The 14,347-nt window shown below is 43.9% G+C and carries 15 protein-coding genes; 8 read left to right on the top strand and 7 right to left on the bottom strand.

The features are described 5' to 3' along the window. Positions 1-541 precede the first annotated feature (541 nt). From H7708_RS10990 to H7708_RS10980, 3 genes are read left to right on the top strand one after another with little or no spacing between them, the layout of a single operon-like run. Positions 542-1,114, top strand: coding sequence for an RNA polymerase sigma factor (locus H7708_RS10990; protein ID WP_223670827.1), 573 nt, complete (start codon positions 542-544; stop codon positions 1,112-1,114). Further along, complete coding sequence (locus tag H7708_RS10985; RefSeq protein WP_223670826.1) at positions 1,107-1,619, top strand: hypothetical protein; 513 nt, start codon at positions 1,107-1,109, stop codon at positions 1,617-1,619. The genes H7708_RS10990 and H7708_RS10985 overlap by 8 nt, the downstream gene beginning before the upstream one ends. Before the next feature lies 1 nt (position 1,620). After that, the gene (locus H7708_RS10980) at positions 1,621-2,934 is read left to right on the top strand and encodes a hypothetical protein (protein WP_223670825.1); all 1,314 of its coding nucleotides are present in this window, start codon (positions 1,621-1,623) and stop codon (positions 2,932-2,934) included. Between the two features lie 18 nt (positions 2,935-2,952). Here the strand turns inward: H7708_RS10980 and hflD are convergent, their stop codons facing one another. The 4 genes from hflD to H7708_RS10960 are packed head-to-tail and all read right to left on the bottom strand — an operon-like array spanning position 2,953 to position 5,834. Continuing rightward, positions 2,953-3,567, bottom strand: a complete 615-nt coding sequence (hflD, locus tag H7708_RS10975) for a high frequency lysogenization protein HflD (RefSeq protein ID WP_223670824.1) — start codon at positions 3,565-3,567, stop codon at positions 2,953-2,955. A 1-nt stretch (position 3,568) separates the two neighbouring features. Next, positions 3,569-4,684 carry a tRNA 2-thiouridine(34) synthase MnmA gene (mnmA, locus tag H7708_RS10970; protein ID WP_223670823.1) on the bottom strand — a complete coding sequence of 372 codons (1,116 nt, stop codon included), beginning with the start codon at positions 4,682-4,684 and terminating at the stop codon, positions 3,569-3,571. Between the two features lie 7 nt (positions 4,685-4,691). Continuing rightward, positions 4,692-5,186: an NUDIX hydrolase gene (locus tag H7708_RS10965; protein ID WP_223670822.1), complete on the bottom strand. Its 495-nt coding sequence runs from the start codon at positions 5,184-5,186 to the stop codon at positions 4,692-4,694. Between the two features lie 36 nt (positions 5,187-5,222). Next, complete coding sequence (locus tag H7708_RS10960) at positions 5,223-5,834, bottom strand: pseudouridine synthase (protein WP_223670821.1); 612 nt, start codon at positions 5,832-5,834, stop codon at positions 5,223-5,225. A gap of 224 nt (positions 5,835-6,058) precedes the next feature. Between H7708_RS10960 and H7708_RS10955 the strand changes: the two genes are divergently transcribed. From H7708_RS10955 to ltaE, 3 genes are all read left to right on the top strand, one after another. Then, positions 6,059-8,284, top strand: a complete 2,226-nt coding sequence (locus H7708_RS10955; protein ID WP_223670820.1) for an NADP-dependent isocitrate dehydrogenase — start codon at positions 6,059-6,061, stop codon at positions 8,282-8,284. A 217-nt stretch (positions 8,285-8,501) separates the two neighbouring features. Then, the gene (locus H7708_RS10950; RefSeq protein ID WP_407929741.1) at positions 8,502-8,924 is read left to right on the top strand and encodes a DUF3224 domain-containing protein; all 423 of its coding nucleotides are present in this window, start codon (positions 8,502-8,504) and stop codon (positions 8,922-8,924) included. Between the two features lie 170 nt (positions 8,925-9,094). Beyond that, the gene (ltaE, locus tag H7708_RS10945) at positions 9,095-10,102 is read left to right on the top strand and encodes a low-specificity L-threonine aldolase (protein WP_223670818.1); all 1,008 of its coding nucleotides are present in this window, start codon (positions 9,095-9,097) and stop codon (positions 10,100-10,102) included. Here the strand turns inward: ltaE and fabR are convergent. Further along, positions 10,095-10,727, bottom strand: coding sequence for an HTH-type transcriptional repressor FabR (gene fabR / locus H7708_RS10940; RefSeq protein WP_223670817.1), 633 nt, complete (start codon positions 10,725-10,727; stop codon positions 10,095-10,097). The genes ltaE and fabR overlap by 8 nt on opposite strands. Before the next feature lie 150 nt (positions 10,728-10,877). On the opposite strand from fabR, the gene H7708_RS10935 reads away from it, so the two are divergent. After that, on the top strand, positions 10,878-12,041 hold the full coding sequence (locus H7708_RS10935) for an acyl-CoA desaturase (protein WP_223670816.1): 1,164 nt from the start codon (positions 10,878-10,880) through the stop codon (positions 12,039-12,041). Between the two features lie 55 nt (positions 12,042-12,096). Here the strand turns inward: H7708_RS10935 and trxB are convergent, their stop codons facing one another. After that, the gene (gene trxB / locus H7708_RS10930) at positions 12,097-13,044 is read right to left on the bottom strand and encodes a thioredoxin-disulfide reductase (RefSeq protein ID WP_223670815.1); all 948 of its coding nucleotides are present in this window, start codon (positions 13,042-13,044) and stop codon (positions 12,097-12,099) included. 211 nt (positions 13,045-13,255) lie between these two features. Here trxB and H7708_RS10925 point away from each other — a divergent pair, with 211 nt between their 5' ends. Continuing rightward, positions 13,256-13,435 (top strand): hypothetical protein, encoded by a 180-nt coding sequence (locus H7708_RS10925; RefSeq protein ID WP_223670814.1) that lies wholly within the window; start codon positions 13,256-13,258, stop codon positions 13,433-13,435. Between the two features lie 241 nt (positions 13,436-13,676). Here the strand turns inward: H7708_RS10925 and H7708_RS10920 are convergent, their stop codons facing one another. Then, positions 13,677-14,291 carry a DsbA family protein gene (locus H7708_RS10920; RefSeq protein WP_223670813.1) on the bottom strand — a complete coding sequence of 205 codons (615 nt, stop codon included), beginning with the start codon at positions 14,289-14,291 and terminating at the stop codon, positions 13,677-13,679. Between the last annotated feature and the right edge of the window lie 56 nt (positions 14,292-14,347).

The raw sequence follows: 14,347 nt of genomic DNA, 5'->3' as shown, positions 1-14,347 counted from the left end.
ACTCACAGCATCTCGTTTAAACTCCGGACTGAATGACCGACGTTGTCTTCTTCTTACCATTGAACACCTCTTTGTTAAGGGTAATACTACCACTTAAAAGAGTGTTCGGGTTTAGTCTGCCACTACATATAGGCTATATGTCAGGTGATATTGAATATACCTGCTCCCGTTGGTCGAGACATGCTCATGTGTGGAGGCGTTACAACAGCCGGAGTTATTCAATACTCATGAAAATGCGCTCTGGGGAGCAATATATCAGTTTGAAAAATATCCATAGCCGGACCCAGAGCTGCTACATTAGGAATGAGGATAAAAAGGTAATTCTCAAGCAGAATTTGCTATCTGGGCAAACTTCTCGATGGGTTGAGTCTCCGGGTGGAATCTTTTACAGCAATTGCACGCTGGTCAGAAAGGAACAAAGAATTCCGGAAAAACCGGTTTGATGGTAATTGCTCCTTAATCCAGTAATATTCAGATATTTTTCTTGTCACAGATGGAGTGTCATAATCGTCTTATTGTTAAAGATTAAAGTGGAACCATTTTGTCGTTTAACCTGAGTTGTTCGAAAAAGGTCATTAGAAGGGCGCAGAAAGGAGACAAGTTTGCTCTGACCCAAATTTATCAGCTGTATAAACAGCCTGTATTTAATTTGGCATACCAAATGTTAAGAGATGAGCAGCGGGCCAATGATATTCTACAGACCGTGATGGTAAAAATGATGACAGGTATTGGCAGTGTATCAGATAGGCAAAAGCTTAATGGCTGGATGAAGCGTGTTACTTATAACACTGTGATAGATGTCATTCGTTCAAACTCCAAGCTGGTAGATATACCGGATAATGAAAGTTTTGATTACTCAGCTGCGGACTCTCTAAGTATTATCAATAGTGAGCACTGGGATTTAGAGCGCTTTCTAAGCTTTCTGGACGAACGAGAAAGGTTGGTTGTTTGGCTTAGTACTGTTGAGGGTTATACCCACAAAGAAATTGCTGAGCAGCTCAATATAAGTGCACAGAATTCAAGAGTGGTTTTCAGCCGAGCCATGAAATCTCTAAAGTCTTTAGCCAGTGATCATCGTTATAGTGGTCACAAGAGAGGTAAACATTATGAGTAAAGAGACTGAACGCGAATTGCTTCAACGACTAAAATCTGAGTTCGGTAATGCTGCTGTAAAAAGTCCCGGCATCGAGCAGGATGCTGTATTCCAAGCTCAGCTGGAACAGCACGGCTCAGAGGCAAACGAAAAGGAAGGACAGCATCATTGGTTTGCTGCTGCAGTTGCTGTTCTCGTTATAGGTCTTACTACAGTGATCGGTTACCAATATATCGGTACTTCTGATGGTAAAGATAGTTCATTGAATCAACTCATTGCTCAAGCTAATGCTATAGAGCAGCAGCTCTCTGAATTTGAAATGAATCGTTTAAGTTCCGCTCAATACGTTGAAGCATTAAAGCTAAGAGATGAAATAGGCATGCTGGATGAAAGTCTTAATCAGCTATACAGTGCAGGCCCCGGGGTTTCAAAGGCACAGCTACATCAAGTATGGGAAGAGAAGTTGGAGATTACTAAGAGTCTTAGAGCGATGTACACTAACCAATACAGAGTGGCTAGAATTTAAAATGAGATATTTACTTTCAATCATAATACTTTTCGTCAGCTTTTACGGGCAGATGGTCAATGCTGTAGAGCTGGCTAATGAAAAGAGTTACGCTTTGTTAAAGAATATTAAGTCTGATATCAGTGAGACTCTGGCTCGTATCAATGAGTTAGAAGCGGATATAGGTGATCACAGCTGGGGAGTGTTTCTGTCCAGCCCTGAGAATGAATTTGTTAAAGTCGGAGCTATTGTTGAGCCATCTACACAACAAGTATTATCCGTCTCAGCTGAGGGCGTTGCTAAAAAGCTTGGGCTTACAGTCGGTGATGTCATAAAGCGGGCTGAAGTCAATGATGGAGTAGTGAATGATAATTTCTCTCAGCTGAACCTGAAACAAGGTGATGAGCTCGAGGTTATGGTTAGTCGTCAAGGAAAACGTATCGAGTTAAAAACTATAATATCATCAAGCTTTATCCCTCGTTGGGAGTTATATTCAAAATCATCAGGTGAGTTTGATGATGATGCTATTTATATGGAACCAGGGGAAGAGTTGAAGTCTCGGACAAGCCTCATCTATCTCAACCGTTTACAGGAGAGGCTCAATCTACGTTTAAGTAAAATCCATCAACTTGAAACGAAGCAGGGTGATGGGAATTTAACCTTTACGGTTACCAAGCAACCTCATACTTTAGTTGAGCTAGGGCTTTTACTCGATGAAGAGCAGGGAGAGGTCATTAATGTCAGCTCTGATAGTAACGCGGACCGAATTGGTTTTAAAGCCGGGGATCGTATTCAGAAGATCTTGGTAAACGATAAAGTTTATAAACAGAAGCTTTCCGAGTTAAAGTTAAGCCAAGGGCTTGAACTGCAATTCAAGGTGAAGCGTGCGCATAACACTTTAACATTATCTTCGGTGATTGGTGGAGGCGAGTCACCTGCCTGGCACTTGTCGGTTAATGAAAATGCCGATCAGAGCTCCTGCGGACTTGTAACTTTTCTTATTAATCCCAGTGAAGCCAGAGAGCTATACCGAGTGGATGCTACGAAATTAAACGGTGAAACGGTCAGTCATTACAAGGTTAATTATGAGCTACAGCCAGGGCGTTACGAGTTTAAACTGTATGATAAAATTCCTGTCACCAAGGTAACTCCGATAGTTGCCAAAAGACGTCCTTTTTCTCGAAAAAGTAAGAAGTTAGTGGTTAAAGTAGAAGCTAATAAACGCTACTTTCTAGGAGCAAAATTTAATCGCACTGACCGGTATAAGACCCGAAAAGGTCTCTACTGGGATCCTGTTGTGGTGAAGGTGGACGATTACGAGTGCACGCTGGACTAGCGAGCACTCCGTAGTCTTTTAGGCAAGGAAAGCTTTAGCAGTATCTATGATTTTATTTTTGGCTAATAAGAAATGACGCTTTTTACCACCAACCTGTTGCCAAAGAACCGCTGCTCGGATCGCTGATAATAACAAAGCACGTATTTTGGCCTGGTTTGCACTTTGTTGAAGATACTGACTACTGCCAGAAACTTGTATTTTTGTAGGGTAAGTTGAAATAGTGTCTTTATAGATGTGTGCCAGCTGATCGATGAGGTCCTGGTCGATTTTTTCCTGATAATCATACAAGCGCTTTGCCTGCGTTACCCGAGAGCTTACCACTTGCTGCATGTTAGTGTCGTTTGAAAAGCGTTTCTGTAAGCTCAGAATGTTGACCAGATAGCGGCTGAACTCGGCATCGGTTCTTGGCCCTGATAGCTGCTCAACCAAATAACGTAGCCCTGTGGTCAAATATTTATGATTTTTGTAAACGGCTTCAGTATTGTCAGCATCAGTTTTTAAGATGCTTTCCAGCATAATTTCCATATCAATCGGATCCGTCTGACCCGACCTGGAAATGTCTTTCACGCAGCAAATGGCTTGGCTGATAGCGGCCAAAGCGATGACTGAATCTGAGAAGTTGTAAGTTGTCATATTATCGTTGTATCGTTTCAATGATGCCGCCGCCAAGGCAAATGTCATCCTGGTAAAAGACGACAGACTGGCCTGGAGTTACAGCTCGTTGTTTTTGCTCGAATTCTACCAGCCATTCGTCGTCATTCAAACGTTTCGCTGTACACGGTACATCGGCCTGGCGGTAGCGTGTTTTTACTGTGCAGCTGAACCCATTTCCTGGAGCTTCTCGAGCGACCCAGTCCAGCTGTTTGGCAATTAGTGATTGACTCATGAGTAAAGGGTGCTCATGCCCCTGAACAGCTATAAGCACATTACGTTCAAGGTCTTTCTCAGCAGCAAACCAGGGCTCTTCTGGTGCATCTTTCAAGCCACCTATACCCAGACCTTTACGCTGTCCCAGGGTATGGTACATCAATCCATTATGCTGACCGATCACTTCTCCTTCTGGAGTTTCAATATTACCCGGCTGAGCCGGTAAATACTGCTGAAGAAAGTCGGTAAACTTACGTTCGCCAATAAAGCAGATTCCGGTACTGTCTTTCTTTTCCGCAGTAACAAAACCCTGTTCTTCTGCAATTCGTCTGACTTCTGGCTTTTCCAGTTCGCCAACTGGGAATAGCGTTTTAGCAATCTGTTCATGGCCCACGGCATAGAGGAAGTAGGACTGATCTTTGTTATTGTCCAGGCCTCGGAGCAGGGTGGCTTTGCCATCTTTTTCACCACGGCGCACATAGTGCCCGGTGGCAATGTAGTCTGCCCCTAATAATTTTGCGTAATCGAGGAAAGCTTTAAATTTGATTTCCTTATTACACATAATATCCGGGTTTGGTGTCCGCCCAGCTTTGTATTCCGCCAGGAAGTGTTCAAACACATTGTCCCAGTACTCTGCAGCAAAGTTGATGGTACGCAGCTTGATACCCAGCTTATCGCATACCGCTTGTGCATCTGCTAAATCTTCTGCTGCTGAGCAGTATTCGGTATCATCGTCTTCTTCCCAGTTTTTCATGAACAGGCCTTCAACCTGATAGCCTTGTTCTTTCAGCAGGTAAGCTGAAACCGAAGAATCAACGCCGCCGGACATGCCAACGATCACTCGAGTGTCTGTAATGGGTTTGCTGTTGTCTAATCTGCTCATAATTTACTTAAAGCTGCCGATGTAGGAAATCTACACTTTGCTGTTGTAATAGCGATTCATTATCGCTGTGATGTAGCGCTTCCAGTGGGTACCGCTGGCCGTTGATAAAATCCTGTAAACACTTTACGGTCAGGCCACTTCGGTGTGCATCCCGACAAGCTAAAATTTCTTCAAGGGTCATCCAGTGCGCGGCGATAATATCGGGATCCTGGGGCCGAGTTTCAAGGGCGCCTTTAATTTGTCCAGTGAAGCAGAACCGTTGGTAATAACGCCCATTACTGGCGGGGTTTAAAGTATAAATACCAACCAGACTATCGGGATTGAATGATAAACCGGTTTCTTCCATGACCTCTCTTACCACAGCATGTTCCAAACTTTCGTCTGGATCAAGGTGGCCAGCAGGCTGATTGTAAGCAACACCCACAGAGGTGTGCTCTTCAACCATTAGAAACTTATTGTCATGTCCAATAATGGCTGCAACGGTAACATGAACTGGAAGCATGAGTGGTACCTGATAAAATCGTGTGCGTATGATAGCTTATTTGTGGCTTTTGCTGAACCTTTTACCGCCATTATAACCTGGGCGGGAGCGGCGGTTTGGCTTGGGAGGCTCTACATCTATGACTTTATACTCCCCGGGCTCCAGACCTTTTAGTTCCCAGGGGCCAACTTTAGCTCGTATCAGGCGCAAAGTAGGGAAGCCGATGGCTGCGGTCATCCGTCTGACCTGACGGTTCTTGCCTTCACTGATAGTTAATTCAAGCCAGCTCTCCGGGATGTTTTTACGTTCACGGATCGGCGGGTTTCGCTCCCATATATTGGGTTCGTCAATAATCCTGACTTTGGCTGGCTTGGTTTTGTATTTTTGAATAACGACGCCTGTTCTTAATGGAGCCAGATCTTTCTCCGTAGGCGCCCCTTCAACCTGTACCCAATAAGTTTTTTTCATTTTCTTTCTGGGGTTGGCGATCTGGTGCTGTAACTGACCATCGTCTGTTAAAAGCATTAACCCTTCCGAGTCCTTATCCAGTCTCCCGGCAGGATACACGCCTTTTATATCAATATAGTCAGCTAGTGTTGAGTCTCCTTGCTCACCGGAAAACTGACAAAGTGTATTGAAAGGTTTATTAAAGAGTACCAGTTGGCTCATAAGTGGCTAAAAACCGATAACTTGTTTAGCAAAAAAGGCATTGTAACCTGTAAGACCCGGCTCTGCATGGAGTGATTATAAGAATAGCCAATTGAACATGCAGGAAATGATGTTTTCGCGTATAATGTCGCGCACTCAATTCATAAGATCGGGTCGCTAGGTCATTCAGCGCTGACGATTGACTCTGGATCTGTTTGAACAGCAAAAGACTCTTAGGAAACAGTATGACAACATCGAAGATTATTTATACTCACACTGATGAAGCCCCAGCATTAGCGACAAAGTCGCTACTTCCAATCATCGAAGCTTTCACTAAAGCCGCGGGAATCAGTGTCGAAACTAGCGATATTTCTTTAGCAGGACGTGTAATCGCAAACTTCCCTGAATACTTGAAAGAAGAGCAACGTATCCCTGATGCACTGGGACAGTTAGGCGAAATGGTGAAAAAGCCTGAAGCCAATATTATTAAACTGCCTAACATCAGTGCTTCAATTCCTCAGCTGAAAGCAACCATTAAAGAATTGCAGGATAAAGGCTATGCATTGCCTGACTATCCTGATAACCCGTCTACTGATGAAGAGCGTGATATTCGTGCCCGTTACGACAAAATTAAGGGTAGTGCGGTAAATCCGGTTCTGCGTGAAGGTAACTCAGATCGTCGTGCGCCTAAAGCAGTTAAAAACTTTGCTAAAAAGAACCCACACAGAATGGGAGCCTGGAGCAAAGATTCTAAGTCACATGTTGCCAGCATGACGTCTGGTGATTTCCGTTCTAATGAAAAATCAGTAACGGTCGATACGGCGACAGACGTGAAAATTGAATTTGTTTCTGATAATGGTGAGGTTACTGAGCTGAAACCAGCTTTTCCGATTCAGGCTGGCGAAGTGATTGATGCCACAGTCATGAATAAGAACGCTTTAGTGAGCTTCCTGGAAGAGCAGATCACAGAAGCAAAAGAGCAGGGCATTCTATTCTCGTTACACATGAAAGCGACCATGATGAAGGTTTCTGACCCGATCATTTTTGGTCACGCAGTAAAAGTTTTCTTCAAAGATGTGTTTGCTAAGCATGCTGCTACTTTGGAGAAGGCTGGCGTTAATGTTAATAATGGTTTTGGCAACCTTATCAGTAGCTTAGATAATGTTTCTCAAGAAGAGCGTGAAGCTATTGAAGCCGACATTAAAGCCGTTTATGAACAAAATCCTGAGTTAGCGATGGTTGATTCAGATAACGGTATCACTAACTTGCACGTACCAAGTGACGTTATTATTGATGCTTCTATGCCGGCTATGATCCGTAACTCTGGTCAAATGTGGGGCCCGGATGGTGGTACTAAAGATGCTAAAGCCGTGATCCCGGATAGCAGTTACTCGGGCGTTTATAAAGCGACTATTGATTTCTGTAAAGAACATGGTGCTTTTGATCCAACAACAATGGGTACGGTGCCAAATGTTGGTTTAATGGCACAAAAAGCTGAAGAGTATGGTTCGCACGATAAAACATTCGAAATGGCCGGTAATGGTTCGGTTCGTGTTGTTGACGCTGCGGGTAACACGCTTCTTGAGCATCAGGTTGAAGAGGGTGACATCTGGAGAATGTGCCAAGTTAAAGATGCGCCGATTCAGGACTGGGTAAAGCTTGCAGTGAACCGTGCACGTCTTTCTAATACTCCAGCCGTGTTCTGGTTGGATAAAGAGCGTGCTCACGATGCTGAGTTGATCAAGAAAGTTGAAGCTTATCTGAAAGATCTGGATACCGACGGTCTTGAGCTTCACATCATGTCGCCGATCGAGGCGACTCACTTTACGTTAAAGCGTGTAAAAGAGGGCAAAGACACGATTTCTGTGACGGGTAACGTATTGCGTGACTATCTGACAGACTTATTCCCGATTCTTGAGTTGGGTACCAGTGCGAAAATGCTTTCTATCGTGCCATTGATGAATGGTGGGGGGCTATTCGAAACGGGTGCGGGCGGCTCTGCTCCTAAGCACGTTCAGCAATTTATGAAAGAAAACCACTTACGTTGGGATTCGTTAGGTGAGTTCCTGGCTTTAGGTGTTTCTCTTGAGCATATGTCTGAAAAGAACGGCAATAAGAAAGCACAGGTTCTTGCTGACGCGCTGGATGTTGCGACAGAAACATTACTGCTGAATGGAAAGTCTCCATCACGTAAAGTAAACGAGCTGGATAACCGTGGCAGTCATTTTTATTTGGCAATGTACTGGGCTCAGGAACTGGCTAAGCAAGACGATGACGCTGAGCTTAAGTCTCAGTTTGCTAAACTTGCGGAAGAGTTAACCAATAACGAGCAAGCGATTGTTGACGAATTGAATAAGGTTCAAGGTCAAGCAATGGACATTGGTGGTTACTACTTCGCTGATGAGAAGTTAGCTTCTGAGGCCATGCGCCCAAGCACTACTCTAAATAAAGCATTAGAACTGATTGGTTAATCCCGTTATTGTTCTACGAAAGGCGCCTTTGGGCGCCTTTTTTGTATTTGACCAACCCAGCATAGTTACCTATATTGAAGCTACTAAAAATGACAAGTAATTATTATTTGAGTCAGGAGGACTTATGTTAAAACCAGTTTTGTTAGGTGTTTTTATGGTGTTAATGACGCAAACCGCGTCAGCCAACAGTGCTACTCAGAATAATCAAGGAGATGTTGTGGAAACTACTCAATTAAAGAAGATCTCAGGCACTTTTGACGTCAAAATGGAGCCTACCGAATTTTCGGTTGAGTCGAATTCAAGTAATGGCTTTAACCGGATGCTGCTGAACAAAGCCTATCATGGTGATTTAAAGGCCACGGGCAAAGGCGAAATGCTCAGCGTGCGAACTCCAGTTGAAACCTCCGCAGGCTATGTGGCGCTTGAGCAGGTTGCAGGTGAGCTGGACGGTAAGAAAGGCTCTTTTGTCTTGCAGCATTTTGGTGTCATGAGCGGGGGCAATAATCGTCTAATTCTGGAGGTCGTGCCTGACTCAGGAACCGGTGAGCTGAAAGGACTTAGCGGGACTATGGAGATACGGATTGAAGAAGGTCAGCATTACTATGATTTTGAGTATCAGTTAAGAGATGAAACTTACTAAACTAGAGAAAGTTGTGGTTGGGTTAGCTCTAGTCATTTTTATTCTTTGGGTTTTTAGTTTTATTTTATACATGGTATCTGGACTTACTGGTCCTGATTAATACTTTTTAGAGCTAACTCTTAAAAAATCGAAGATTAAGAAAACAAACAATATAAATGAAGTGTGTAAATATGATTGATCTACGAAGTGATACGGTAACCCAGCCGACCGAGGCGATGCGTAAGCGAATGGCGGCTGCGGCGGTCGGTGATGATGTGTTTCAGGATGATCCGACGGTGAATAAGCTGGAAGCTTTGATGGCGGAGATGTCGGGCAAGGCGAATGCGTTGTTTGTACCTTCAGGCACCATGTCGAATCTGGTTGGTTTGTTGGCGCATTGCCAGCGTGGCGAAGAATATATCGTTGGGCAGGGTTACCATACGTATTTATACGAAGCGGGTGGAGCGCCTGTTCTGGGCAGTATTGTGCCGCAGCCGGTCGAAATAGAGCCTGACGGAACCCTTGATTTAACTAAGGTTGAGTCGGTCATCAAGAAAGACGACTACCATTTTGCACGAACGAAATTATTGTGTCTTGAAAACACTCATAACGGCAAGGTTATTTCGCTGGACTATATGCAAAAAGCCTACGATTTTGCGAAATCCAAAGGCTTGTCAGTGCATCTTGATGGCGCTCGGGCGTTTAATGCCACGGTAGCCTTGGGTTGTGAGCTGAAAGACTTAACGCAGTATGCGGATTCAGTATCCATTTGTTTGTCCAAAGGTTTAGGTGCGCCGGTAGGTTCGGTGCTGTGTGGCGATAAGGATACCATTAAGTGGGCGCGACGTTGGCGCAAAATGGTCGGAGGCGGCATGCGTCAAGCTGGTGTTTTGGCTGCGGCTGGTATCTATGCGCTGGAAAACCATGTTGAGCGATTAGCACGCGATCATGCAAAAGCTAAAGTGTTAGCTGAGCGATTAGCTGAAATACCTCAGTTGGAGGTTAAGCCTGAACTAGTTCAAACGAATATGGTTTTTATTCGTTCGGATAAAGCGGTAGCTGCTCATTTAGCCGATTATTTGCTGCAGAAGGGGATCCGTATTATCCCCGGTGAAACCATGCGTTGGGTGCTGCACCTTGATATAAAACAAGAGCATGTTGATTATATCTCTGATCAGGTAAAGGCATTCTTTAACTAGCTTCTTTTGCTGTATCAGACTCCAGCTTTACTGCTTGTTGTGCACCGAGTGTCAGGTAGCGAAGCTGGAGTATCGTCCGCTCTTTTAAAGCTTTGCGCTCTTCAGGCTCCATGTCTAAAGCTTCTGCACCGGCATTAAATACAAGCGTGACCAGCCCTTCAGCTAAGGTGTAAGCCAGTTGAGGGTTGTAATTGGATTCTTGAGCCAGGTATTCACTGAGCTCCTCTTTAAAATGCTCAATTTCCTTAGCGACGGCCTCTCTGAATGCTGGAGAAATTCCAGTTCTTTCACGAAGCAGTAACCTGAAGATGTTAGGGTTTCTCTCAACAAACTCCATAAACGTATCGACCGAGGTTTGGATAACACTGCCTTTTAGCTCAATACGGCTACGCGCTTGTCGCATCAGCTCACGCAGGGTAACACCGGATTCATCAACCAGAGTCAGCCCAAGAGCTTCCATGTCGTCAAAGTGTCGATAGAATGACGTTGGAGCTATGCCTGCTTCCCTGGCAACCTCGCGTAGGCTCATGCTGGAGAAGCTGTGATCAGCAGATAAATGAGCCAAAGCAGCATTGATAATTGCTTGACGAGTCTTCTCTTTTTGGAGTGCGCGAGTGCCTGACATTGGGTAATATTATTTAGTAACGATGCCCTAGTATAGAAAACAATGGCTTAAGTGTACAGCTGTAAGCTGAATTGCAAATGTCAGGACGAGTAGTTATACTAAAACCATAGTTAAGCGTACAATTGTACGCTGTATTAAAGAGGTAAATAAATGTCAGAAACGCAAATTCCCAATGATCAAGCTACACGTCAGGGTGGACAGTTGATTTGGGCCAACATTATATTCTTTGGGCTGAGTTTTTTAGCAGCTCTTACTTTAATTCCATGGTATGGAATTGAGTATGGTTATCACTGGTCTACTTGGTTGTGGGGTATTGGACTTTGGTTATTTTCCAGCACCTCGATTTCAATGGGGTACCACCGTTTATGGTCACACCGAGCCTATGAAGCGAACCCTGTATTGCGCGCAATATTAGCCTTTGGCGGTTGCTTGGCGTTACAGAACAGTGCGTTACACTGGTCTTCCGATCACCGTATTCACCATAAACACGTGGATCACGATGAAAAGGACCCTTATTCAGCCAGTTTAGGTTTCTGGCATTCTCATATTGGTTGGCTTTTAAAGCGACGTGATAATGGTCGTTATAATGCGCAGTATGATCGTTGTCCTGATCTGAAGCGTGATCCGATAGTGATGTTTCAGCATAAGCACTACTGGTGGCTTAGCATTGGTCTGAATGTTGCTATTCCAGCACTTCTAGGTATATTTTATGGTCTTTTCTGGGAAATGATGTTGGTTGCCGGTGTGTGGCGTTTGGTCTGGTCACATCACTTAACCTTCTTTATTAATTCATTGGCGCACATCTGGGGCTCACGTCCGTACACTGAAGAAAACTCGGCGCGTGATAATATTGTTTTAGCATTCCTAACCGGTGGCGAAGGCTATCATAACTATCACCATAAATTTCAATTTGATTACCGCAATGGTGTTCGCTGGTGGCATTTTGATCCTTCAAAATGGTGGATTAAGACGCTTAGTTGGGTCGGAGTAACTAAGAATCTGAAAGTGGTTCCTACTGAGAAGATTGAAAAGGCGAAAGCCCAAACCCTGCTACTAAAAGCCAAAGAAAGGGCTGCGGAGTATCCGAACGCAGAAGAAATTATGCAAAGACTGTATAATGAGTACGATCAATTGGTTATGCGCATTACAGAGTTTTATGATGCGAAGAAAGTATGGCTAGAGTCGAAAAAGGCTAATTTGGCTTATGAAATAGCCGAAGAAAAAGCGCATTTGATTGAGAACTATGAGCAATTTAAGTTGAAGCTGGAAAAGCAAAAGTTGAGTTGGCTAAAGCTAGCGAAACAATACGCTTAGCCAGTTGACCCAAAAAAAGCCCTGCTAAAGCAGGGCTTTTGGTATTCAAAGGCTTTTATTGATCAAGATACTTTTCAGCATCCAAAGCCGCCATGCAGCCTGTACCAGCTGATGTAACCGCCTGACGATAGACGTTATCAGACACGTCACCTGCAGCAAAAACACCTTTAACTGATGTAGCTGTAGCATTACCCTGCAGACCACTTTTAACCTGAATATAGCCGTCTTTCATTTCCAGTTGGCCCTCGAAGATGTCAGTGTTTGGCTTATGGCCAATTGCAATAAAGACACCTTGTAACTCAACCTCTTCGACAGAGTCGTCTTGGGTACTCTTAATGCGCATACCTGTTACGCCCATATCATCACCAACCACTTCTTCCAGAGTGCGGTGCCAGTGAAGAACGATATTGCCGCTTTCAGCTTTCTCGAAAAGTTTGTCCTGTAGAATTTTTTCAGCGCGTAATTCATCACGGCGATGCACCAGGTGAACTTCACTCGCTAGATTTGATAAGTATAAAGCTTCTTCGACAGCTGTATTACCGCCACCAATAACGGCTACTTTTTGGTTTTTATAGAAGAAACCATCACAGGTAGCACAAGCGGATACGCCTTTGCCCATAAAGGCTTCTTCAGAAGGCAGTCCCAGGTATTTAGCAGATGCACCGGTACAAATAATCAATGAATCACAAGTGTAAGTACCGCTATCGCCTTTTAGGGTATAAGGCTTGTTTTTCAGATCCACTTCATTGATATGATCAAAGATTATCTCAGTACCAAAGCGCTCAGCATGCTTTTGCATGCGGACCATCAGGTCCGGCCCTTGCACACCTTCATGATCCCCCGGCCAGTTATCAACATCAGTGGTCGTAGTCAGCTGACCACCCTGCTGGATGCCGGTAACGATCGCTGGTTCAAGGTTTGCGCGAGCTGCATAAACGGCTGCACTGTAGCCGGCTGGGCCAGAGCCTAAAATTAAGCACTTAATATGGCGCGTTTCGCTCATAGACGTATTCTCCGAAATTCTTATAAACTGCTAACAATTTGGGCTAAATTGTAGGTATTTGTTAGTCATAAATAAACCTTTAATTGATATTCTTATTCTATGGATTGATAGATAGATGATCCCGATCAGTATAAAAATTAGCCTTTGATGCAAATTTGCATTAAAATTATCACAGATAGGTTAAAAATTGTCCTGAAATAAGAGTTAAGCTATGAGTAACAAATATGTCGACAGTAACGCTGATGAGCTAAAAGACATTGATCAGGTAATCCAACAGGTTGCAAATGATGCAAACCTTTATGGTCTAGATGCCAGCAAGGTCCAAGAGATTTGGTTAGATGCGTTGTTACGTCAGATTGCCGATAATGAGTTAGACCGGAAGGCTCATTAATTAACAAGTGGGCTGGTACTTTGCAGTATAGTCTGCTGAGCGCCTAATCAGATCTTCAAGTATAACTTCACAAATATCACTTAACTTATTAATATAATAAACAATCTTTACTTTTTTGTATTTGACTAAATGTTCTAATACATCTCGATACTGTAGGATTCCTGCCATAACATAGAGCGAGATGCTTTGTTTGTGTGGAGAGGCTTCAGTAAAAGTGAGTCACCTTCATGACTCGCGAAAACTACCCCCCTAGATAGGACTTAATTTTTGAATACATATTATCAGCTTGCTGGTAGTCGATACGAACAGGGTACCTCTGGTTGTCCACAGATAAAACGAGGGATGGAAAGCCTCTGGCGGATAAAGTGCGGTAGAGCTGTATTTGACGCTGTAATTCTGATTCGATCCTTTCGGATGCAATTGATTCCTTAAATCGTGGCACATTAAGGTTCAGCTCTGTTGCCAGCTGAATCAATGTTGCCACATCTGATGGATTCATAGCCCGTAAATAGTAAGCTTCCTGGATTGCTGTGATCATGTCATCATTTCTTCCTTGTTCTTGCGCTGCAATAACGGCTCGGCAGGCAGGGTAGGTGGAACGCCTTGGCTGACATTCGCTCCAGAAATTATAATTAAATCGAGTACCAAGCAACTGCTCAATCTTCCTCCAGTAGCCCTCTATGGTTTGCTGCATTTCTTTAGGCATAAGCTCCTGGTTATCAGGAGCCAGTCCGCCGAGCACATATTCTATTTCTACAGTGCCGCTCAGGTGTTGTTTTAATTTACTCCAGCTCGGTGCGAACCCCCAGCACCAGCTACACATAGGATCATGAAAATAATAAAGTTTTACAGTCATATTTAATCCGTGACACTTGCATGAATATATAAAATAAAGCTTTACTTCCTCCCTGT

This window comes from Kangiella shandongensis (assembly GCF_020005365.1).
In the GTDB taxonomy this organism is placed as follows: domain Bacteria; phylum Pseudomonadota; class Gammaproteobacteria; order Enterobacterales; family Kangiellaceae; genus Kangiella; species Kangiella shandongensis.
The sequence above is the reverse complement of the archived record's forward strand: the minus strand, read 5'-3'. Positions and strand labels throughout refer to the sequence as shown.